Here is a 24,090-nt window from a genome sequence, read left to right as displayed (position 1 = left end):
TTTGAATATAACCAACCTTAATTTTTATAAATCCATTAAAAAATGTCATGCTGAGCGCAGTCGAAGCACGTTTTTAATTCTTGTGTTTTTATTTTCTGTAGCAGCTTGGTCACAAGAACCTACAGCCCAAGATTCGGTTAAAACAGGGTTTGATTTAGGAAGTATTAAAACACCGGATCCTAATAGTATTGAGTCTAAATATACGTATGACGCTACAACAAATCGTTATATTTATACCGAAAAAATAGGTAGTTTTAATATCAATTATCCCGTTATTTTGACGCCTAAAGAATATTACGAATTAGTAGCAAGAGAAAGTGTAAAAGAATATTATAAAGAAAAAATAAGTGCTTTTGATGGCAAAAAGGATGGCGCCGATGATGCTCAAAAAAACCTATTGCCCGAGTTTTATGTAAAATCTGATTTTTTTGAATCTATTTTTGGAGGCAATACCATTGAAGTCGTGCCACAAGGATCTGTGGAAATGGATTTAGGGATGCTGTTTTCAAAGCAAGACAACCCATCATTTTCACCAAGGAACCGAAGCAATTTTACCTTCGATTTTGACCAACGTATCAGTTTAAGTTTATTAGGTAAAGTAGGTACACGACTGCAAGTAACAGCCAACTACGACACGCAATCTACCTTCGATTTTCAAAATCTTATAAAGTTAGAATACACACCAACTGAAGACGATATCATTCAAAAAATAGAAGTTGGTAACGTAAGCATGCCGTTAAACAGCAGTTTAATTACAGGTGCGCAAAGTTTATTTGGTGTAAAAGCCCAATTACAATTTGGTAAAACAACCGTAACAGGCGTATTTTCCGAACAAAAATCACAAGCCAATACCGTAGTGGCGCAAGGTGGTGGTACTTTAGAAGAATTTGAATTGTTTATTAGGGATTATGATGAAAATCGCCATTTCTTCCTAGCGCAATATTTTAGGGATACTTATGATAAAGCCTTATCGACCTATCCGTATCTTAATAATGGTGGACTTCAAATAACAAGACTTGAAGTTTGGGTTACCAACAGAAGCAACAAAACCGAAAATGTTAGAAACGTAGTGGCGTTGCAAGATATAGGTGAGTCCAACCCAGAAAAAGTAGGTTCTGCTGTTGCCATTTTTGCAGCACCAACAGCATATCCCAACAATAAAAATAATGCCTTCGACCCCACCAATATAGGAGGTGCAGGGTCTCAACTTACAGATGCTATTAGAGATGTGGCTACCGTACAAAATGGTATAACCGTACCAAATGTGCGAGAAGGCTTTGATTATGCCAAGTTAGAAAACGCCCGAAAATTAATAAACGGACAAGAATATATTTTAAACACCCAATTAGGGTATATTTCGTTAAACCAACGATTGAATAACGACGAGGTTTTAGCCGTGGCATTTCAATATACCTTAGGCGGGCAGGTGTACCAAGTAGGTGAGTTTGCCAATGATGGCGTTGATGCAACCAATGTAACAACCAATGGGTCGGGGCAAGTAACCAATGTAGTTAATAGCAATTTAATCTTAAAGTTATTGAAAAGTAGTATCACAAATGTGACACAGCCTGTTTGGGATTTGATGATGAAAAACATTTACGATACAGGTGCATACAACTTGAGTTCAGATGATTTTAAGCTGAATATTTTTTACAACGAAGCATCGCCTTTAAATTATATAAAGCCTGTAGGTTCTACAGCGTTTCCAACGCCAGGACCTAATGAAGACCCGTTACAAGAAACACCTTTATTAAGAGTGTTTAGTTTAGATAAATTAAATTTCAACAACGACCCACAATCTAACGGAGATGGTTTTTTTGATTATGTAGAAGGCATTACGGTACTATCGCAAAGCGGAAAAATTATATTCCCAAGTGCAGAACCTTTTGGTGAATACTTATTTAATAAATTATCACTTAATGCCAGTGAAGATTATGATAACAATGCCACATACAACGAAAACCAAGTAAAGTATGTGTACGATGTGCTTTATAGCAGTACCAAAACGGCCGCTTTAGAAGCCGTTGAAAAAAACAAATTCAAACTAAAAGGGCGTTATAAGTCCAGTGGAAGTGATGGCATTCCTATTGGGTCGTTTAATGTACCTCGAGGTTCAGTTCGTGTTACTGCGGGTGGTCGCGTGTTGGTAGAAGGCATTGATTACACCGTAAATTACCAATTAGGGCGTGTTCAAATTTTGGATGAAGCATTAAAAGCGTCCAATACCCCTATTGAAGTTTCAACCGAAAATAATGCGGTATTTGGTCAGCAAACAAGACGCTTCACAGGTATTAATGTAGAACATAAGTTTAACGAGAACTTTGTATTGGGCGGAACGCTTTTAAATTTAAATGAACGTCCGATTACACAAAAAGCAAATTATGGCACCGAACCTATTAATAACACCATTTTTGGAATAAATGGTAATTACTCAACCAAAGTACCATTCTTAACCCGATTAGCTAACGCATTACCCAATATTGATACCGATGCAGAATCGAATGTATCATTACGAGGGGAGTTCGCCTATTTAGCACCGGGATCTCCAAAAGGCACCAGCTTAAAAGGTGAAGCTACTTCCTATGTGGATGATTTTGAAGGCACTCAAAATGCCATCGATTTAAAATCGCAACAGTCTTGGTTTTTATCAAGCAGACCGATAGAATTAGGAAAAACATATGCAGGTTTTGATAATGAAGATGAAAATGGAATTCAAAATGGTTTTGGTAGAGCCATGTTAAACTGGTACAATATTGACCCCATTTTTTATACGAGCCAAAGACCAAACGGTATATCTGATAACGATTTATCCAGTTTATATACCAGTCGTGTTTTTATAAAAGAATTATTTCCCGATAGAGATTTGGTGCAAGGACAAAATACGGTTTTAAATACCTTAGATTTAGCTTACTACCCAACTGAAAGAGGGCCTTATAATTTTGATCCTACAGCCGCCGATGGCATTAGTTCAACAGAAGCTTTTAATAATTGGGCAGGTATCACACGCCAATTAACTTCAACCGATTTTGAACAACAAAATGTGGAGTACATCGAGTTTTGGTTACAAGATCCGTTTCAAGAAAACCCATCAAATAATGGAGGAAAGTTAGTATTTAATTTAGGTAATATTTCAGAAGACATTATTAAGGACGGTAAAAAACTATATGAAAATGGCTTGCCTAAAGACGGTGATATAAGCATTTTACAAGCACAACAAACAGATGCTTCAATTAGAACGGTGGTGCCTTTAAATCAATCTTTGGTGTATGCATTTGATTCAACTGGACAAGAACGCACCAACCAAGATGTTGGATATGATGGGTATGACGATTCTGAAGAAGGTTTCATTTCTACTGATTATGCTGGATTGTCTGATCCTTCAAATGATAACTATACTTATTTTTTAAACGCCGACGGCAATATTTTCGATCGCTATAAAAAATATAATGGTGTAGAAGGCAATACGCCCGACACTTTTTCAAATACCGATCGAGGTGCTAACACCCAACCCGATGTAGAAGATATTAATCGTGATAATACCATGAACACGATTGACAGTTATTACGAATATGAATTGCCAATTACGAGACAAAATTTACCAACATCAAAATCGGATTTTGATAATCTTCCTGACAGCAATCCTTTAAAAGAATTCTTAGTAGATTTTAAAGACCGACCTCGTGCACTTCCTAACGGGCAGAATCCAAATGTAAGATGGTATTTATTTAGAATTCCAGTACAAGGTAGTCTTGCAAAGCCTGTTGGAGGGATTACCGATTTACGTTCGGTGCGTTTTACACGTATGTTTCTTAAAGAGTTTACAGAATCCACCGTTTTCCGTTTTGGAACCTTGGATTTAGTACGTAGCGAATGGAGACGTTATACACAAACCTTACAAGTTGATAAAGATAATCCTGCCGATGACAATACAGAGTTTTCAGTAGGTGTTATTGGTACGCTGGAAAACGAAGGTAGTTATCAAAGACCACCAGGTATTGACCCTGAAGAATTATATAATAATAATACAGTGGTTGAACAAAACGAACAATCATTGCTGGTTAATGTATGTAATTTAGAATCGCAAGATTCCAGAGGGGTTTATAAAAACATTAATTTAGATATGCGCCAGTATAAGCGTATGCGTATGTTTATGCACCTTCAAGAAGAAGGTACAGGCATACCTACTAACAGTACAGTTGTTGGTTTTGTACGTATGGGTAACGACCTTACTGAGAATTACTATCAAATAGAAATTCCATTAAAAGTATCTGAATCTGCATCAAGAGAAGGACTTTGGCCAGAAGAAAACGAAATTAATTTACCCATAGACATTCTAGGGAAAATTAAAGCCTTGGAAATCGCCAACCCAACTTTGCCTTCAGAATCTCAAAAGTTTTATGATGTTATTGACGGTAAATTGGTAGACACACCAGTTGATGAGTTTTCTACCTATACCATTGGTCAACATCGTGTGACTATAAAAGGTAATCCTAATTTTGGAGATATTAGAACCTTAATGGTGGGGGTGAAAAATCGTGTTCAAAATGGTTTAAATGATATGCCCCCACCTACATCACCGGTTTGTGCCGAGGTTTGGTTTAACGAACTTCGCTTATCCGATATGGATAACGAAGGTGGTTGGGCAGCCGTGGTAAGTTTAGATACCAATATTGCCGACTTTATGAACATCAGTGCTACAGGTAGACAAAGTACCTCTGGTTTTGGTAGCCTTGAGCAAGGCCCTAGCCAACGTAGTTTGGAAGATGTAAAACAATACGATGTGGTGACCAATATTAATGTTGGGCAATTGTTACCAAAAAAATGGGGCATTCAAGTACCATTTAATTATGGACAAAGTGAAGAATTGATTACCCCAAAGTATGATGCGTATTATAAGGATTTGACTTTGGAGTCTCGTTTAGATGCAGCCGATACCAATGCCGATCGTGAAACTATAAAAGAACAATCTGAAGATTATACAAAACGACAAAGCATCAACTTTATAGGTGTTAGAAAAACCAGAACTACCGAAGCAAAACCTCGTTTTTATGATGTGGAGAATGTTACTTTAAACTATTCGTACAACAAAGTAGAACACCGGGATTTTGAAATTGAAAACGCGGTTAACAAAACAGTACGTGTTGGGGCAAATTATGCGTTCAATTTTAACCCTCTAAAAGTAGAACCTTTTAAAAAGAACGACTCCTTATTTACGGGCAAGTACTGGAAGCTTTTAAAAGATTTGAACTTTAATTTATTACCATCAAGCTTTACTGTAAACTCGGATATTAACAGACAATTCAACAGACAGAAGTTTAGGGAAGTAGAACTTGGCGGCGGCAATATTGGTATTGAAGAATTATTTAGAAGAAATTATACCTTCGATTTTCAATACACCATTAATTATAATTTAACAGAATCGTTGAGTTTAAACTTTACAGCGGCAAACAATAATATTGTTAGAAATTATTTTAAGGACAATATTATTAATGGCGAGCAAGATGAAACCTTAGACGTTTGGGACGGCTTTTTCGATTTTGGAGACCCTAACAGACAATCGCAAGACTTAGGTATTAACTACCAGTTGCCAATTAATAAAATTCCAACCTTTAGTTTTGTGAATGCTACGTATCAATATAGTGGCAATTTCCAATGGCAAAAAGGCTCTGATTTATATGGTGAATTAGTGTTTGAAGATGAAAATGGCATCGAAAGTGGTCCTTACGATTTAGGAAATACCATTCAAAATGCCAACACCCACAATATCAATACAACCTTAGATATGAATAGGTTCTATAGGTACATAGGGTTGGTTAAAAAGCCAATTTCAAGAGCAAGAGCAAGAACCGCACCAACAACACCAAATGCGAATCAAAATAATACCAATCAACCAAAAGTTAAAAACCAGTCGGTGACTAAGTTGTTAAACGCAGGGGTTGATATTTTGACGAGTATTAAAAGAATTCAGCTTAATTACTCAGAAAATAATGGTACATTTTTACCGGGTTATTTACAAACGCCTGGGTTTATTGGTACTTTAAAACCAACAACTGGTTTTACGTTTGGTAGCCAAAGTGATATACGTGATTTAGCTGCAAGACGTGGTTGGTTAACTTTGTTCCCGGATTTTAATCAGCAGTACACAACAACAAACACGAAACAATTGGACGTGTCGGCTAGTTTGGAACCTGTAAGTGATTTGAAAATTGATATTGTTGGAAACAGAACCTACTATGAAAATTATACAGAAAATTTTAGAGTTGAAGACTACAAAGATGCTGATGGGAATTTAGTTTCAGATGGATTTTCACCAGATGGAGTATTAGATTATAATAGGTTAACCCCCAATACCTTTGGTAATTTCAATATTTCAACACTTTTAATTAAAACCGCTTTTAGTAAAAGTGACGAAACGGCTTCGGGTGCGTTTAACGATTTTAGAGCTAACAGATTAAAGATTGCTGATAGACTTGCCGAAGATTTTTACGGAAACACAACCTATGCTAGAGATGCCGAAGGCTATCCATTAGGTTTTGGAAAAAACAATCAAAAAGTATTGTTGCCAGCGTTTTTAGCGGCCTACTCAGGGCAGGACGCCAATAAAATTAAAACAAGTGCCTTTAGAGATGTACCCATTCCAAACTGGGATTTAAAATATACAGGCTTTATGAAATATGCTTGGTTTAAAAAGAACTTTAAACGTTTTTCATTAACACACGGCTATCGTTCAACCTATACTATCAATCAGTTTAACACTAATTTAAATCTAAATTTAAAACCAGAAGATAATGAAGCACCTGTCCCTGGTTTAGATTATGCAAGTCAGCCACAAGAAGCATTAGACCAATCAGGGAACTATAAAAACAAAACCTTGTTCAGTAATATTAACTTAACTGAAATGTTCAGTCCGTTAGTTAGAATAGATTTCGAAATGCAGAATTCGGTTAAAATATTAACGGAAATTAAAAAAGACCGTCTGTTGTCACTTAGTTTCGATAATAATTTAATGACCGAAGTACAAGGTATGGAATATATATTGGGCTTGGGTTATAGAATTAAAGATTTACGTATCAATTCCAATTTGGCAGGACCAAGTAAGCGTATTGTAAGCGATTTGAATATGAAAGCTGATATATCCATTAGAGATAATAAAACCATTATCAGATATTTAGATTTAGAAAACAATCAAGTAACTTCGGGTCAAACCATTTGGGGTATAAAATATACGGCCGATTATGCCTTTAGTAAAAACCTAACAGGCATCTTTTATTTCGATTATACGTTCTCAGAATATGCTATTTCAACAGCATTTCCACAAACAACCATTAGATCTGGTTTTACTATTAGATATAATTTTGGGAATTAACATATAATCTATTTGAATTTAACGTTTGAATAAATACATTTGCCCAATACTAACTTAAAATAATAAAATGAATATTCCATCAGAATTAAAATACACAAAAGATCACGAATGGGTGCGTATTGAAGGCGATATAGCAACCGTTGGTATTACAGATTTTGCACAAAGTGAATTAGGTGATATTGTATATGTTGAAGTAGAAACGGTTGACGAAACATTAGACGCCGAGGAGATTTTCGGAACCGTTGAAGCCGTAAAAACAGTATCCGATTTGTTTTTGCCATTAACAGGTGAGATCATTGAGTTTAATAGCGCTTTAGAAGATGAGCCAGAAAAAGTAAACTCCGACCCTTATGGTGACGGTTGGATGATAAAGTTGAAGTGTTCAGATTTGTCGCAAGTAGAACATCTCTTGTCTGCTGATGCATACAAAACCTTGATAGGTGCGTAAAAAGCTATTTCTTTTAATAGGCATACTTTATACAGTGGTATTGGCTACGGTATGCTTAATTAAAATTAAAAAGCTTCCAGAGATAGGCGTGTCTTTTGGTGATAAAGTATTTCATTTTTTAGCATATATGGTGTTAGCCTTTTTATGGTTTAACATTTTTGTAGATACATTTAAACTTAAAGAAAAGAAGGCTTTAATCTATGCTGCGCTTTTTTCAATAGTATTTGGTATAATTATTGAGGTATTACAAGGAACAATTACAACATCACGATCATCTGATGTTTATGATGTTATGGCAAATACAATGGGGGTGTTTCTTACGGTAATAATCGTATTCATTAGAAATTTGATTACTATTAAAAAATAATAAACACTTGCTTATTTGATAAATAAATAGTTATTTTAGCAATCTTGAAAAACAATAAAATTATGGAACCTAAAAAAAATCCTAAAGCAAATGTTGGACGTAACAGTTCACTTTATTTCGCTATTGGTTTAGCGTTAATGTTATTTCTAACAAATTTCGCTATCAATTTCAAAACATACGATAAAGCAAATGTCGATATAGGTATGGTAAGTATGGAAGAAGAATTAGAAGAAGAAATTCCATTAACTCAGCAATTACAAACTCCGCCACCACCGCCACCGCCACCAGCAGCTCCAGAAGTTATTGAGATTGTAGAAGATGAAGTTGAAGTTGAAGAAACAGTTATAGAATCTACAGAATCTAATCAAGAACAAAAAATTGTAAAGGTAGAAGCTGTAAAAGTAGCACCTGCAATTGAAGAAGATGTTGAGGTTCCTTTTGCTGTTATTGAAAACGTACCGGTATTTCCAGGTTGTGAAGGAGGCGATAACGCTGCTAAAAGAGACTGTATGTCTAAAAAAATACAGGAGTTTGTAAACAAAAAATTCAACACCGATTTGGCTGGAGAATTAGGTTTGTCAGGAAGACAACGTATTAATGTGATCTTTAAAATCGACAAGACGGGAACTGTAACAGGTATTCGTGCAAGAGCACCACACCCAGGTTTAGAAAAAGAAGCTGCTCGTGTGATTGGATTACTTCCAAAAATGCAACCAGGAAAACAACGTGGTAAAGCGGTAACTGTACCCTATTCATTACCAATCGTTTTTCAAGTACAAGATTAATTTTCTTAATATAAAAGAAGGCATTTTAAAATATAAAATCCCGTTACAAATTTTGTAACGGGATTTCTTTTTTGGTACGCTTATTGAGACTTTATCATAATATTAACATTTAAACTATAATTATTATGAGCAATTCAAAGAAAACTCACGAACCCATTCGGCAAAATGGGGAAATCGTGAAAAAGTCACAAAAGCATGATGCAAATTTACGAAAAAACTCGAGCCTTTATTTTCAAATTGGCTTAATTGTTTGTTTACTCACAGCCTATGGGCTGTTAGAGATGAAGTTTGAAAAAGCCATTCCTCAGGTTGTTGAGATGCTGCCACCAGACGAAATATTTATTGAGCATGTTCCAGTTTTTAGACCCGAAGTTACTGCTTCAGAAGAACCTGTTAAGCAAAAACCAAATGAGTCAACAGATAATTATAAGGAGGTTCCCGATACAGCTTCCGATGATTTTATTGATAAACCAGAAAAACCAACGATATCAGTTGTGCAACCTCTTGATCCTGGAGATATGACTGTGGCAGATAAACCAGTAGATGATGAACCTGTCTCTTTTGAGGTTATAGAACACGTACCAGTTTATCCAGGATGTGAAAAGAAAAAAACAAATGACGAAAAACGTAAATGTATGTCCGATAAAATTACCCAATTAATTCAGAAAAAGTTTAATACTAATTTGGGGAGTGAATTAGGTTTATCTGGCAAACAAGTCATTCGAACACAATTTAAAATTGATAAAACAGGGCATGTTAACGATATTCAAGTTAGGGGAACGCATCCCGATTTAGAAAAAGAAGCAGAACGTGTTATCAATATCATCCCAGAAATGACTCCAGGTAAACAACGCGATAAAAATGTTGGGGTTATTTATACCTTACCAATCGTATTTCAAGTTCAAGATTAGATTAGTTATAACTTAAAAATACCAAAAGCCGTTATCAAATCCTCGATAATGGCTTTTTTAATAAGCGATTATTAAAAATATAGTATCTTTCGATTCTAAATCCAAGTTAACAAAAACCATGAAGCAATTCGTTGTTCTATTCCTACTTTTTACAAGCCTTACAATGTATTCCCAAAACAAGGCTTATAATGAAAAACCTCCTGTATTTCCTAGTTGCGATAGCTTAACCATAGATAAACTGCAAACATGTTTTGATACGAATGTTTACAATCATGTTTTCGATAATTTTAAAGTGCCTGAACAAGTTACAAAAGAGCATTATAAAGGGGATGTCATTGTACTTTTTGAGGTTGATACGACGGGACAATTTAAAGTGCTTTATGTCGAGGCGATGTACGATGAGTTGAAAACCGAAGTAAAACGGGTGTTTTCGTTATTTCCTAAGGTAACACCGGCAACGTACAATGGTCGAAAAACCTATAAGCAATATACCATTCCCATCCGCATACCTTTGGTTGATCAAACAGCAATACCCCAAGATATAACCAAAGAAAAAGAGCTGTCTAAACTAGAGCAACAGGCCAAAGCAGAATTTGATAGTGTGAATACGTCTTTAAAAGCATTCGAAAATAAAGCGTATTCCAGTCAGTTAAACATACCGTTTACGCATAGTGATTATGCGAGGTTTGACAGGAATATGAATATAGTTGGCACCAACAGTCATACCGCATCCAAACCATTTATTTACGAAGACGTTTCGAGATATTACGATTTTAAAGCTGAAAAAGGCAAGTTGCTAAAGGAAACTGATACTTGGGTAGGAAGAAAACTTTGGAACGAACATTTGGTGCAATTACAAGGGAATGATTATTGGTTTACCATCGATCCTATTTTTGATTTGGAAACAGGAACAGATGCCAATGCCGATTTTAATTCCACTTATAATAATACGCGTGGGTTTTTAGTGCAAGGAGGTTTAGGTGATAAGTTAAGTTTTTATGCTTCGGTTTTTGAAAGCCAAGGCAGATTTGCCCAATATGTAAACGAGTATGCCGAAAGTTTAAAAGCCTTTGGTCCAGATCCGGCTATTATTCCGGGACGTGGTATTGCAAAGCTTTTTAAAACGGATTCTTATGATTATCCCGTGGCGGAAGCCTATTTGTCGTATAAGCCAGCTAAGTTTATTAACATCCAATTCGGGCATGGTAAAAACTTTATAGGTGATGGCTATCGTTCGTTATTATTGAGTGATGTGGCGAGTCCTCACCCATTTTTAAAATTAAACACGTCTTTTTGGAAAATAAAGTACACCAATACGTGGATGTGGTTAAAAGATGTGCGTCCAGAAGTAGAAAATGACAAAGCGTTTTTAAGCAAATACATCGCTAATCACTATTTAAGTTGGAACGTTTCCAAAAAATTGAATATCGGATTGTTTGAATCGGTGTTGTGGACCAATAGTAACGATAGAGGTTTTGATGTGAATTATTTAAACCCGATTATATTCTACAGAGCTATTGAATTTGAAACGGGCCAAGGTGCCGGAAATGCATTGCTTGGAGCTTCGGCTAAATATAAGTTTAATGATAACGTTAATGTTTATAGTCAGTTTATTTTAGACGAGTTTTCATTAAGTGATATAAAAGGAGGCGAAAAAAGTTGGAAAAACAAATATGGCTATCAACTTGGTCTTAAGTATTACAATGCCTTTAAAGTTGAAAATTTATTGTTACAGTTTGAATACAACCGCATGCGTCCATATACCTATTCGCATAATACTATTGTGCTTAATTATGGACATAACAACCAATCAATGGCGCATCTATGGGGAGCCAACTTTAGTGAAGCTATTTTAATTGGGCGTTACCATTATAAACGCTGGTTTGCTGATGCTAAACTTATTTTTGGAGTTCGCGGATTGGATTTTAATGATGGAACGGATGATTTTAGTTATGGTGGCGCTATTTATAGAGATTATAACGACCGGCCTTTTGATACCGGTGTAGAAGTAGGGCAAGGCAACAAAACAAAAACCTTTAATGGCAATTTACAAGCGGGTTATGTCATAAACCCAGCATCAAACTTGAAGATTTTCACCGATATAACCGTTAGAAATTTTAATCCTGAAGCGGAAACAGTCACTACATTTAAAAACAATACCGTTTGGTTTAACTTTGGAATTAGAACCGATTTGTTTAATTGGTATTTTGATTTTTAACACAGCTTGTTTTAGTTCGTTTTATTTCCTTTCTCTTTCTTAAATTTATGAAAACAAATCTAAAGGAACTTGTCGAAGCTGTATGTCGGGGTGTTAGGGATTGGACTTCGACAGGCTCAGTCTGACAAGGGAATTGTAAAAGTAAGTGGGTGAAAAAGTTTGTCACACTGAGCTTGTCGAAGTGCTTTTAGAAGAAGGTTTCGACAAGCTCCTGACAAATTAAATGTAAAGGACTTTTAAACTGTTTCCACTTGATTAATATAGAGAATGTTAGAATGTTAATCGGTTGGAAATTTTATGCTAAGGAATCTTAAGTTTTTAATATAAGCTTTCATTTGAATCTCCCCCTGCGTGAGGGATGGCAGTGAAAATCCTTTTTGTGAGGCACGAGCAAAAAGATTGTAATGAACAGCCCGACCTAGTTCCTGAACTTGTTTCAGGATATAGGGCACGCCCAAATAAATCAAAAGGTTTTTTTCAAAATAAATTACCAATAAAAAGCATTGCTAAAAATGCTTTAATAAAGTATCTTTGCACTCGCTATATTAAGCGGTTAAGTAAATATACTATTGGGCAATTCAAAAACGTCGGTAACAGCACCTTCTATAATTTCAGATTTTAAGGAAATCACTAAAATGCGATTGGCATTAAGTGTGGTGTTTTCATCGCTTGCAGGTTATTTATTGGGTGTTGAAACAGTCGATTTTAAAACCTTGGTTTTATTGGCACTTGGTGGCTATTTTATGGTAGGTGCGTCCAATGCATTCAATCAAATTATTGAAAAAGATTTGGATGCTTTAATGGAGCGTACCAAGAATAGACCCATTCCTGCGGGTCGGATGTCGGTAACCACCGCATTTATAATTGCATCTATTTTTACGATATTGGGTATTATTATTTTATACACCATCAATAAGCAAACGGCTATGTTTGGTGCGATATCCATTTTTTTATACACCTGTGTTTATACACCCTTAAAAACGAAAACTCCTTTGTCGGTTTTTGTTGGAGCGATACCGGGTGCGATTCCTTTTATGCTAGGTTGGGTAGCGGCAACCGATGATTTTGGTATAGAACCAGGTACATTGTTTGCCTTACAGTTTTTTTGGCAGTTTCCCCATTTTTGGGCTATTGGTTGGTTTTTGTTTGAAGATTATAAAAAAGGCGGGTTCTTTATGTTGCCAACAGGCAAACAAGATAAAGGCACTGCGGTACAAACCATTATGTACACTATTTGGACGCTTTTGGTGTCTATTATCCCGGTTTTTGGTTTTACAGGTAGTTTAGAACTTTCTATCGTAGCAGCCATTTTGGTTTTTATATTAGGTTTGGGAATGTTATATTTTGCCATTCGATTATTTAAAGAAATGACCGAAAAAGCAGCTAAACAGCTGATGCTGGCAAGTGTTTCATATATAACATTGGTGCAAATAGTTTACGTCATAGATAAATTTATAAGATAACCATGGATTTAACACAAGGTACTTTAGAAGAAAAAAATAACAGAGCAAAAAAAATGATGCTTTGGTTTGGTATCATTTCGCTTATCATGTCGTTTGCAGGGTGGACGAGCGCCTTTGTAGTAAGCAGTTCCAGACCCGATTGGTTAAAAGATTTTCAATTGCCTAATGCTTTTATAATCAGTACGATTATAATTATGTTGAGTAGTGTGTCGTTCATTTTAGCCAAAAGGGCTTTAAAAAGCAACCATAGTAAGACCACCATGCTTTGGTTATTTATCACGCTTATTTTAGGTGTTGTCTTTGTTTTTTATCAATTTTTGGGCTTTCAACAAATTATTGATTTAGGTTACAATTTCACGGGTCCAACTAGTAATGTCACCATGTCTTACATCTATTTAATAGCAATTGTGCATATTTTGCACGTTGTTGTAGGGCTAGTTTGTTTATTGGTGGTAATTTATAATCATTTTAAACAAAAGTATAAACCAACAAAAATGCTTGGTTTTGAACTTGCAGCAACCTTTTGGCATTTTATAGACATCCTATGGGTGTATCTCTTTTTATTTTTATATTTTATAAGATAAATAAATTGATTATTTTTGTCCAACTTTTAAAAAACAACCAACATATATGAGTACTACAGTTGCAAACGCTGGAACAGAAGTTAAAACTTGGGGAGGAGGTAACGAGCCTTTAAAAGCAAGTTATGGTAAAATGATGATGTGGTTTTTCATCGTTTCAGATGCTTTGACCTTTTCAGGTTTTTTAGCAGCCTACGGATTTTCAAGATTTAAATTTATTGATGCATGGCCAATTGCCGATGAGGTGTTTACACACGTACCATTTTTACACGGGCAAGAGTTGCCAATGATTTATGTGGCGTTTATGACGTTCATACTTATCATGTCGTCTGTAACCATGGTGTTGGCGGTAGATGCTGGTCATCATTTAAATAAAGCGAAAGTAACCCTATATATGTTTTTAACCATTATTGGTGGTTTGATATTCGTTGGATCTCAAGCTTGGGAATGGGCAACATTTATAAAAGGCGATTTTGGTGCTGTTCAAACAAAAGGAGGAAACATTCTTCAGTTTGTTGATGCAGAAGGTCATCGTGTAGCATTACGCGACTTTGTGGTTGCAGGAGAGCATGAACGTGTACAACAAGAGCGTAAAGATGGTATTTGGTTTGTAAATGAAGGAACTTTGCCAACATATACCGTCGAAGAGGTTATGCATGGTTTAGAGACACATGATAATGTTTTGGTAAGAACGCAGTTGTTAGATGCACATGGTCATAAAACAGTTTTATCTAGAGAAGAATCTTTAAAACAGTTAAAGCAAAATGGTAAAGTAGTGGTTGAGGGTGCTAATTTACATGTTAACGAATATGGTTCGCCTTTATTTGCTGATTTCTTTTTCTTTATAACAGGGTTTCATGGATTTCACGTATTTTCTGGAGTGATAATTAATATCATTATTTTCTTCAATGTGGTATTGGGAACTTACGAAAGACGTAAAAGCTACGAAATGGTTGAAAAAGTTGGTTTATACTGGCACTTTGTAGATTTGGTTTGGGTATTTGTATTTACATTCTTCTACCTAGTTTAATAAGTAAAAATATTAGTTTAAAATGGCACACGCACATAAATTAGAAATATTTAGAGGTTTAATTAAGTTTAAATCGAACACCCAAAAAATTTGGGGAGTTTTAATCTTCTTAACGATAGTTACCACTATAGAGGTAGTATTAGGTATTTACAAACCAGAATCTTTAAAGGGCCAAGTATTAGGAATGAAAGGTCTTAACTGGATATTTATTATACTTACTTTAGTAAAAGCATATTATATTACTTGGGATTTTATGCACATGCGAGATGAAACCAAAGCATTAAGGCGTATGGTTGTATGGACGGCTATTTTTTTAATTCTGTATTTAATATTTATTTTATTGCAAGAAGGTGGCTACGTTTTTAATGTATACGATAAAGGTTATATAAAAAGGGATTTTTAACTAATTAAAATTTAAAATAGTTAAATAGATATATAAAGGCGGTTTTTAAACCGCCTTTTTTTATTTTTGCGTTTTGAATTGAAACATTCATAACGATATTTCGAAACACAAGGGAACAATTATATGAATGTTCTATGTGCCATTAAGAAAATAAAAAGGCACACATAAAAAACAGGTTTTTGATGAATTATAAAAAAGCAGGACGGTATTTGATTTTAGGAATTTTATTCTTTCTTCCTGTTACTTTTTTGCTGTTTTTATATCCAGCAACCCATAACTATACGCCGCTTGATATCATAAACCAATCGGTTTTGGAAATTAATCAATTTCATTCAAATTCCGAAGAAAACATTGTTTTGGAAGACCACATTACCATACTTGGGTTTTTAGGGTCAAACCCTATAGATAATAGTATTGTGGCGTCTAATTTAAAGGAATTGGTTTACGATAAATTTAAAGGTTTTAAAAAGTTTCAAATAGTTATTTTGATGCCTAAAGGCACTGAAACAGCTGTTGAAAAACTAAAAGCTGAAATTAGTGGTTATGAAGATTTAAGATTTTGGCATTTTGCTTTTGGTGAACCTGATGCTATTAAAAATGTATTTACTAGTTTAAAAAGTAAAACAGGTTTAACTGGTGATTTAGCTACGAACGATGTGTTTATAATTGATAAAGATTTAAACCAAAGAGGTCGATTGGATGACAGAACGGATAACGAAATATCAAAGAAAGTGCCTTCTTACATATTGAGTACTTACAATTGCATTGAAGTAGCCGAAATAAAAAATAAGATGAGCGACGATTTACGTATATTGTTTACAGAATACAGACAAATAAGAAAAGGCGAATTTGATTCTTCAACAAGAAGAGCAAACGATTTAAACCCTGAAAATAACTAGCATGTGTCAGTTTGATGTATCATTTTTATTCTAAAAAAAGCAAGATAAAATGACGTTTAGTTTGTCAGATTGAGCTTGTCGAAGTCCTAATTTTAAAACACACCATTGGTAGCCTTTCGAATAGGCTCAAGATAAACTAAAGTCGAAACCTTACGGGTTAATGAATTGAATATAAAAACAATGAGCAAAAAAACTAATTATTCATATATAGGTATAGCATTTATTATTCTCGTTTTTGGTATTATTTTCATTCCAAAAATTATAGATAGAATTTCTAATAATGATATCATCAGAAACGAAAGCAGAAGTGATTTTTCCAAGGAAAATAAAGTAACACTTTCCGATTTGGCTTTTATGGAAATTAATGGAGAAGCAAAAAAAGTTCCATCATTTTCTTTTACAAATCAAGATGGAAAAACCATAACCAATAAGGATTATGAAGGCAAGGTGTATGTCATTGAATTTTTCTTTACTACTTGCCCAACCATTTGCCCAAGAATGAATGCCAATCTTATTCAGATTCAAAATGCATTTAAAGGATTTGAAAATTTTGGAGTGGCATCTTTCACTATAAATCCAGACTATGATACCCCAGAAATTCTTAAAGCCTATGCAGCGCATTATGGCGTAACCAATCCTAATTGGCATTTAATGACAGGTGATAAAGAGGCTATTTATAAACTGTCAAACGAAGGGTTTAATCTTTACACAGCACAAGATGAAGATGCTATAGGAGGTTTTGAACATTCCGGAAATTTTGCTTTAATCGATAAAAACGGATTTATTCGTTCTAGAAAAGATGCGTTTGGCAACCCAATTATTTACTACAAAGGGATTGTTTCAGAATCTGAAAAAGTAGATGATGATGGTACACCTGAAGAAATTAGTGCATTAAAAGAAGACATTAAAAAATTGCTTAATGAATAACGAACAAGAAATTTTAGACGATAAAAAATACAATAAATTAATTGTAGTATTATCGATAGTGATACCAATAGCAGTCGCTATTTTATTTGGTGTAAGAATACCTAATGTAGAACCTTTATCTTTTTTACCACCTATCTATGCTACTATAAATGGATTGACAGCTGTTATTTTAGTAATTGCTTTTTTTGCCATTAAAAACAAAAATGTAGTACTTCATGAAAATTTAATGACAACCGCCATTTGGTGTTCGGCTTTATTTTTGGTTATGTACGTAGCCTACCACATGACGAGTGATTCTACAGAGTTTGGAGGCGAAGGCACTATTAAATATGTGTATTATTTCATCTTATTAACTCATATTTTACTGTCTATTGTTATTATTCCGTTTGTGTTAATCACGTACGTTAGAGCGATAACCAATAACATAGAAAAGCATAAAAAAATAGCAAAAATCACCTTTCCGTTATGGTTATATGTTGCGGTAACAGGGGTTATTGTTTATATTATGATTTCACCATATTACGCTTAAAATGAAACGAAAAGTTGTCTTAATTCTTTTATCTCTTTTCTTTTTTCTAGAAACCAATGCCCAATGTGCTATGTGTCGCGCTGTTTTAGAAAGTGAAGAAGGACAAACAGCAGCAGAAGGCATTAACGATGGGATTGTTTATTTAATGGCCATCCCATACATCTTGATTGGAGGTATTGGCTTCTTTATTTATAAGAAATACAAGACGTTAAAAAAGTAATAAAAAGTTTTTAGTCTGTAATATGTAACATTACTTTGTATTGATAGTCTAATTATAAAGCTTCGCGCCTAATCAATCAAAAAAATGTTAGAAATACGTCAATTACACAAATCCTACCCTATAGGAGATTCCAGTTTACATGTATTAAAAGGTATTGATCTTGCTGTTGAACAAGGCGAAATGGTTGCCATTATGGGGTCTTCGGGCTCTGGAAAATCCACTTTATTAAATATCATAGGGATGTTGGACGAAGCAGATTCTGGAGATTATATTCTAGACGGATTACCTATTAAGGATCTTACCGAAAAGAAAGCAGCTGTTTACAGAAACAAGTTTTTAGGATTCATTTTCCAATCGTTCAATCTTATTAATTATAAAAATGCCCTTGAAAATGTAGCGTTGCCTTTGTACTATCAAGGCATGAAACGTAAAGAACGTCAAGAGTTGGCCATGTTTCATCTAGAAAAAGTAGGGTTGGCTAATTGGGCAAACCATTTACCGAAAGAATTATCGGGAGGTCAGAACCAACGTGTTGCCATCGCCAGAGCCTTAGCTGCAAATCCTAAATTATTATTGGCCGATGAGCCAACAGGTGCTTTAGATTCGTCGACTTCACACGAAATTATGGCGTTTATTCAGCAATTAAACGATGAAGGTAAAACCATTTTAATGGTAACGCATGAAGAAGATATTGCCAATATGTGTAAACGAATTGTACGCCTACGCGATGGCGTCATTATGGAAGACAAAAAAGTAACACAGGTAAGAGCCCAACAGTATGTTTGATTTAGACCTTTGGCGAGAAATATTTCAAAGTATCAATAAAAATAGAACCAGAAGTTTATTGTCTGGGTTTACCGTCGCATTTGCTATTTTGTTATTCACCATTCTTTTTGGTATCGCCAACGGGCTACAAAACACTTTTTCCGAAGCTTTTGTCGATGATGCTACCAATTCTATATTTATAAATTCCGGTCGTACAACAAAGGCAAATAAAGGGTTTCAGGCAGGTAGGCAAATTCAATTCAAGAACGAAGATTTCAATTATATAAAAGAAGAATTTGGAAACAAGGTAGAATACATTACCGCCAGAATCTATAACAACATACAGGCCTCTTTTAGAAACGAACAAGGGAGTTACAGTTTAAGGGGTGTTCATCCAGACCATCAGTTTTTAGAAAAAACCCAAGTACAGGAAGGACGTTACATAAACCAAAACGATTTAATTAATAGAACCAAAGTTGTGGTTATTGGAAAGAAAATCGAAGAAGATTTATTTTTAAAAACAACAGCTTTAGGAAAGTATATAAATCTTAGTGGTATCCCATATAAAGTCATTGGTATTTTTACCGACGATGGAGGCGATTATGAAGAAAGGATCATATATATGCCCGTTACAACTTCGCAACAGGTATACGGAAATAATGATTATATAGATCAAATAAACCTAACCTACAATCCAGAATTGAATTATGACGAAGCTTTAGCGTTTAGTAATACACTTAGCAAAAAACTTAAAGAACGGTTTTCGGTAGCAAGTAGCGATCAACGTGCGGTAAGGGTTCAAAACATGGCAGAAGGCACCAAAGCAGTTAGCCAAATGACGTTTGGCTTAACGGTTATTATACTTGTAATAGGATTTGGAACCTTAATAGCTGGTATTGTTGGTATAAGCAATATCATGATTTTTATAGTAAAAGAACGCACCAAAGAAATAGGTATTCGTAAAGCATTAGGGGCATCTCCAAAATCAATTATATCCATTATTTTAATAGAATCTATAATAATAACCGCCATTGCAGGTTATGTTGGCTTGCTAATAGGTGTTGGGGTTGTTGAGTTAGCAGAACCTGTTTTAAAAGATTATTTTATTAAAGACCCAGGAGTTAGTAACAGTTTGGTAATAGGCGCTACTATTACACTGATATCCGCAGGTGCTATAGCGGGCTATTTACCAGCAAAAAAAGCATCACAAATTAAACCAATTGTAGCATTAAGAAACGACTAAGCATGTTTAAATTTTTATTTGAAAGAGATACGTGGCAAGAAGTTTTTGATAGCTTTAGTAAAAACAAGCTAAGGTCAATACTTACTATGGTAGGTGTTTGGTGGGGTATTTTATTATTAATAGGATTGTTAGGTTCTGCAAGGGGATTGGAAAATTCATTTAACCGATTATTTGGTAGTTTTGCAACCAATAGTGTATTTGTTTGGGGCCAAAATACCAGCAAACCTTTCAAAGGGTTTCAAGAAGGAAAGCAAGTAAGGTTAACATTGTCCGATGCCAAAAAAGTTAAAAAAAACGTAGAAGGCATCGAGTTCGTCCTTCCAAGGAGCCAACAATCAGCAAATGTTACAAGAAACTTTCTTTCAGGAAGTTTTCAAATGGCTGGCGATTATCCGTTGCTAGACCAATTGCAAAAGAAAAAACTTATTCATGGAAGATTTATCAATCAAAATGATATTGATGATAATAAAAAAACAGCCGTCATATCTGAAGATGCCTACAAGCAATTGTTTGATAAAGGTGAAGATGCCATTGGCAACTATATAGATATTAATGGTATAAACTTTACGGTTATTGGCATTTTTGAAGTTAGTAATATGAATATGGGACCATCGCAAGACATTCACATTCCATTTACAACGTTTCAACAAATATACAATCAAGGCGATAGAATTGGTTGGATGATGATTACCGGAAAGCCAGAATACGATATCAAACAAATTGAAGAAGACACAAAATTATTGCTTAAAAACTTAAATAATATCCACCCAGAAGACACACGTGCCTTTGGAAGTTTTAACCTAGGAAAAGAATTTGCGAAAGTTACGGGGTTTTTAATAGGTATGCAGTTTTTAACATGGTTTGTGGGCATCGCTACCCTCATAGCTGGGGTTTTTGCCATTGGGAATATATTATTAATAACGGTAAGGGAACGTACCAAAGAAATTGGGGTACGTCGTGCCTTGGGCGCCACACCGTTTGAAATTAAAAGGCAAATAGTAGTTGAAGCCATTTTTTTAACATTGGTGGCAGGTGTTTTTGGAATAATTTCCGGAGGTTGGATTCTAATTGGATTGGATGCCGCTTTTGGTCAAGGACCCGATGCCGCCATAGTTAACGCATCGGTATCTATAGCGGTGGTGTTTATTGCCCTTGTTATATTAGTAGCATTAGGCACTTTAATAGGGTTGATTCCAGCATTTAAAGCAACCAGTATAAAACCAATAGAAGCATTAAGAGAAGAATAAATAATAACAATAACCAAATGAACCTTCTATAACGTTAATATTATTTTTTATACCAAACTTGATATAGAAGCACCATTTGACAAATCAGAAACAATAATAAAAACCAAATGAACAAAACATTAAAAATCAGTTTAATATTAGTTGTCATCATACTATTAGCATTTGTATTAAAGTATTTTAAAGACGCGAACTCTAAGACCATTGAAGATTTTAAAGTTGAAGAACCTTTTTATACATCCATAAGCACCAAGGCGGTAGCAACAGGAAAACTAAATCCTGAAGAAGAAATTGAGCTAAAACCTCAGATTTCAGGTATTGTTGATGACATTCTTATTGAAGAAGGCGATGTGGTTAAAAAAGGCGATTTAATAGCAAAGATTCGAGTCGTTCCCAACGAGCAAAGTTTGGTAAGTGCCAACAGCCGCATTTCTTCAACTAAGTTGTCGTATGATAATGCGAAAGTATTATATGAAAGAAACAAATCACTTTTTGAAAAAGGCGTCATTTCAAAACAAGATTTTGAAAACAGCGAATTGGCATTTAATCAAGCTAAGGAAACGCTCCACCAAGCACAAAACGATTATCAAATTATAAAACGCGGATCTATTTCTGGCGGAAGTTCGGCAAATACCAATATTATAGCGCAAATTGCAGGAACTATTTTAGAAATTCCTGTGCGTGAAGGCGACCAAGTAATTCAAAGTAACAATTTCAATGCAGGAACAACCATTGCCATAATTGCCGATATGAGTCACATGATTTTTGAAGGTAAAGTTGATGAAGCCGAAGTTGGTAAATTAAAAGAAGGCAAAGAGATAAAAGTTATTTTAGGAGCCATCAACGAAAAAGAATTTCCTGCAAAACTAACTTTTGTTGCTCCCAGAGGTGTTGAAGAAAATGGTGCTGTTCAATTTACTGTTAAAGCCAATGTCACTTTAGATAAAACCACCAATATTAGAGCAGGATACAGCGCCAATGCCGAGATTGATATAGAAAGCAAAGACAGTGTTTTAGCTATAAGAGAAGCGTTATTACAATACAACCGAATTACCGAAAAGCCTTTTGTTGAAATATTGGAAAGTGAAGGTAAGTATAAAAAGCAAAATGTCACCTTGGGATTGTCCGATGGCATCAACGTAGAGATTACCGAAGGCGTTAAAAAAGGCGATAAAATTAAAGTGTGGAACAAAGCTTCAAAAGATAATGAAGATGAAGGACAAGGAAGATAAAATGATGCCTATTTATACATTTAAAATGAAAAACAGATTTCTTATACTAGCACTTTTGGTTTTTACAGCCTCTTTTTCACAAAGTAAAAAATGGACATTAGAAGATTGTGTAAACCATGCGCTAGAAAATAATATTACGATACAACAAGGTGAATTGGATTTACAACAAAGTGAACTTAATAAAAGTGATGCCATTGGTAATTTTATACCTTCATTAAATGGTTCGGCTTCGCATTCTTGGAACATAGGTCTCAATCAAAATATTACAACAGGTTTACTAGAAAGCCAAACAACGCAATTTTCATCTTTAGGTTTGTCTTCAAATGTAATTATTTATGGAGGTTTAAAAAACATTAATCAGTTGCATAAATCGAATCTAGAAATTTTAGCAAGTCAATATAAACTTTCAAATATGAAAGATGACATTTCTTTATTTGTTGCCAACTCTTTTCTACAAATATTATTCAACAAAGAACAATTAAAGATTCAGAAGGCTCAGTTTGAGGTAGCAAAACAAGATTTGAATAGAGCAATTGAGTTAATTGATGCTGGAGTTATTCCCGAAGGTGATGCTTTGGAACTAAAAGCTACACTTGCTTCTCAAGAACAACAAATTGTGAATATTGAAAATTCGATATTGTTATCGAAGATAAGTCTAGCTCAAACATTGCTTATTGATGATTATCAAAATTTTGATATTGTTGATGTGCAATATGATGTGCCATTGACCGATATATTAAACGAGTCCCCAAAAAGGATCATAGAGAAGGCAAAAGAAACTAGATATGATATTAAAATTGCTGAAACAAATATAGAATTAGCCGAATATGATTTAAAATTAGCAAAAGGAAGTTTCCAGCCGACGCTTTCAGGTTTCTACGGTTATAATACCAGAGCTTCTTATAGTGATCGAGTTATTGGGGTAAATCGTGTTCCAGATGGCACCAATACGACCATTGGTTTTGTTGAAAATACAGGAGAAACGGTAGTGACACCTAATTTTACTTCTACACCTATCATTGGTGGGCCAGATTCAGTATTTGACCAATTTAGTTTAAATGATGGTCATTCATTTGGATTTAATTTAAGAGTGCCCATATTCAATGGTTTTTCGGTCAAGAACAATGTTAAAAGGAGCCGTATAAACTTGCAGCGCTCTAAAATTCAGTTAGCACAGGCAAGTTTAGATCTTGAAACCAAAGTGTACCAAGCTTTGAACGATGCAAAGGGTGCGTTAAAAGCTTACGAAGCAGCGTTAAAAACTATGGAGTCTAGACAACAAGCTTTTGATTATTCCAAAGAACGCTATAATATTGGATTGTTAAATTCGTTCGATTACAGTCAATCTCAAGCTAGATATGAACAAGCACAAAGTGAAGTAATTCGTACTAAATACGACTATATTTTCAAATTGAAAGTCCTTGAATTTTATTTTGGGATTCCAATAATGAATTAAATT

The 24,090-nt window shown here is 34.7% G+C and carries 19 protein-coding genes; all 19 read left to right on the top strand.

The genetic code is table 11. The annotated features are described in order from the left end of the window. Position 1 precedes the first annotated feature (1 nt). Positions 2 to 7,366: a cell surface protein SprA gene (gene sprA, locus ACGLWY_RS03825; protein WP_396618338.1), complete on the top strand. Its 7,365-nt coding sequence runs from the start codon at positions 2 to 4 to the stop codon at positions 7,364 to 7,366. Between the two features lie 67 nt (positions 7,367 to 7,433). Beyond that, positions 7,434 to 7,814 (top strand): glycine cleavage system protein GcvH, encoded by a 381-nt coding sequence (gene gcvH / locus ACGLWY_RS03820; RefSeq protein WP_396618337.1) that lies wholly within the window; start codon positions 7,434 to 7,436, stop codon positions 7,812 to 7,814. Then, the gene (locus ACGLWY_RS03815; RefSeq protein ID WP_396618336.1) at positions 7,807 to 8,181 is read left to right on the top strand and encodes a VanZ family protein; all 375 of its coding nucleotides are present in this window, start codon (positions 7,807 to 7,809) and stop codon (positions 8,179 to 8,181) included. Before gcvH ends, ACGLWY_RS03815 begins: the two co-directional genes overlap by 8 nt. A gap of 62 nt (positions 8,182 to 8,243) precedes the next feature. Further along, positions 8,244 to 8,966, top strand: coding sequence for an energy transducer TonB (locus ACGLWY_RS03810; RefSeq protein ID WP_396618335.1), 723 nt, complete (start codon positions 8,244 to 8,246; stop codon positions 8,964 to 8,966). A gap of 125 nt (positions 8,967 to 9,091) precedes the next feature. After that, positions 9,092 to 9,877 (top strand): energy transducer TonB, encoded by a 786-nt coding sequence (locus tag ACGLWY_RS03805; RefSeq protein WP_396618334.1) that lies wholly within the window; start codon positions 9,092 to 9,094, stop codon positions 9,875 to 9,877. A gap of 118 nt (positions 9,878 to 9,995) precedes the next feature. Further along, the gene (locus tag ACGLWY_RS03800; protein ID WP_396618333.1) at positions 9,996 to 12,095 is read left to right on the top strand and encodes a gliding motility protein RemB; all 2,100 of its coding nucleotides are present in this window, start codon (positions 9,996 to 9,998) and stop codon (positions 12,093 to 12,095) included. A 569-nt stretch (positions 12,096 to 12,664) separates the two neighbouring features. Next, complete coding sequence (cyoE, locus tag ACGLWY_RS03795) at positions 12,665 to 13,558, top strand: heme o synthase (RefSeq protein WP_396618332.1); 894 nt, start codon at positions 12,665 to 12,667, stop codon at positions 13,556 to 13,558. A 2-nt stretch (positions 13,559 to 13,560) separates the two neighbouring features. Continuing rightward, entirely contained in the window at positions 13,561 to 14,142 is a 582-nt protein-coding gene (locus tag ACGLWY_RS03790) for a heme-copper oxidase subunit III (protein ID WP_396618331.1), read from the top strand. 46 nt (positions 14,143 to 14,188) lie between these two features. Further along, positions 14,189 to 15,169 (top strand): cytochrome c oxidase subunit 3, encoded by a 981-nt coding sequence (locus tag ACGLWY_RS03785; protein ID WP_396618330.1) that lies wholly within the window; start codon positions 14,189 to 14,191, stop codon positions 15,167 to 15,169. 22 nt (positions 15,170 to 15,191) lie between these two features. Further along, a complete protein-coding gene (locus tag ACGLWY_RS03780) occupies positions 15,192 to 15,572 on the top strand; it encodes a cytochrome C oxidase subunit IV family protein (RefSeq protein WP_396618329.1) in 381 nt (126 codons plus the stop codon). A gap of 182 nt (positions 15,573 to 15,754) precedes the next feature. After that, a complete protein-coding gene (locus tag ACGLWY_RS03775; RefSeq protein WP_396618328.1) occupies positions 15,755 to 16,471 on the top strand; it encodes a hypothetical protein in 717 nt (238 codons plus the stop codon). A gap of 180 nt (positions 16,472 to 16,651) precedes the next feature. Continuing rightward, on the top strand, positions 16,652 to 17,398 hold the full coding sequence (locus tag ACGLWY_RS03770) for an SCO family protein (RefSeq protein ID WP_396618327.1): 747 nt from the start codon (positions 16,652 to 16,654) through the stop codon (positions 17,396 to 17,398). Beyond that, complete coding sequence (locus ACGLWY_RS03765) at positions 17,391 to 17,927, top strand: DUF420 domain-containing protein (protein WP_396618326.1); 537 nt, start codon at positions 17,391 to 17,393, stop codon at positions 17,925 to 17,927. The genes ACGLWY_RS03770 and ACGLWY_RS03765 overlap by 8 nt, the downstream gene beginning before the upstream one ends. 1 nt (position 17,928) lies before the next feature. Then, on the top strand, positions 17,929 to 18,147 hold the full coding sequence (locus ACGLWY_RS03760; protein ID WP_396618325.1) for a hypothetical protein: 219 nt from the start codon (positions 17,929 to 17,931) through the stop codon (positions 18,145 to 18,147). Positions 18,148 to 18,231: 84 nt separating this feature from the next. Further along, positions 18,232 to 18,933, top strand: coding sequence for an ABC transporter ATP-binding protein (locus ACGLWY_RS03755; protein WP_396618324.1), 702 nt, complete (start codon positions 18,232 to 18,234; stop codon positions 18,931 to 18,933). Then, positions 18,926 to 20,155, top strand: coding sequence for an ABC transporter permease (locus ACGLWY_RS03750; RefSeq protein WP_396618323.1), 1,230 nt, complete (start codon positions 18,926 to 18,928; stop codon positions 20,153 to 20,155). The genes ACGLWY_RS03755 and ACGLWY_RS03750 overlap by 8 nt, the downstream gene beginning before the upstream one ends. Positions 20,156 to 20,157: 2 nt before the next feature. Then, complete coding sequence (locus tag ACGLWY_RS03745; protein WP_396618322.1) at positions 20,158 to 21,402, top strand: ABC transporter permease; 1,245 nt, start codon at positions 20,158 to 20,160, stop codon at positions 21,400 to 21,402. Positions 21,403 to 21,509: 107 nt separating this feature from the next. Further along, positions 21,510 to 22,631: an efflux RND transporter periplasmic adaptor subunit gene (locus ACGLWY_RS03740; RefSeq protein ID WP_396618321.1), complete on the top strand. Its 1,122-nt coding sequence runs from the start codon at positions 21,510 to 21,512 to the stop codon at positions 22,629 to 22,631. Next, the gene (locus tag ACGLWY_RS03735; protein WP_396618320.1) at positions 22,612 to 24,087 is read left to right on the top strand and encodes a TolC family protein; all 1,476 of its coding nucleotides are present in this window, start codon (positions 22,612 to 22,614) and stop codon (positions 24,085 to 24,087) included. The genes ACGLWY_RS03740 and ACGLWY_RS03735 overlap by 20 nt, the downstream gene beginning before the upstream one ends. The last annotated feature ends 3 nt before the right edge of the window (positions 24,088 to 24,090 follow it).

It is taken from the genome of Mariniflexile sp. HMF6888 (assembly GCF_044335535.1).
In the GTDB taxonomy this organism is placed as follows: Bacteria; Bacteroidota; Bacteroidia; order Flavobacteriales; family Flavobacteriaceae; genus Mariniflexile.
This window is presented reverse-complemented; position numbering and strand designations above follow the sequence as displayed.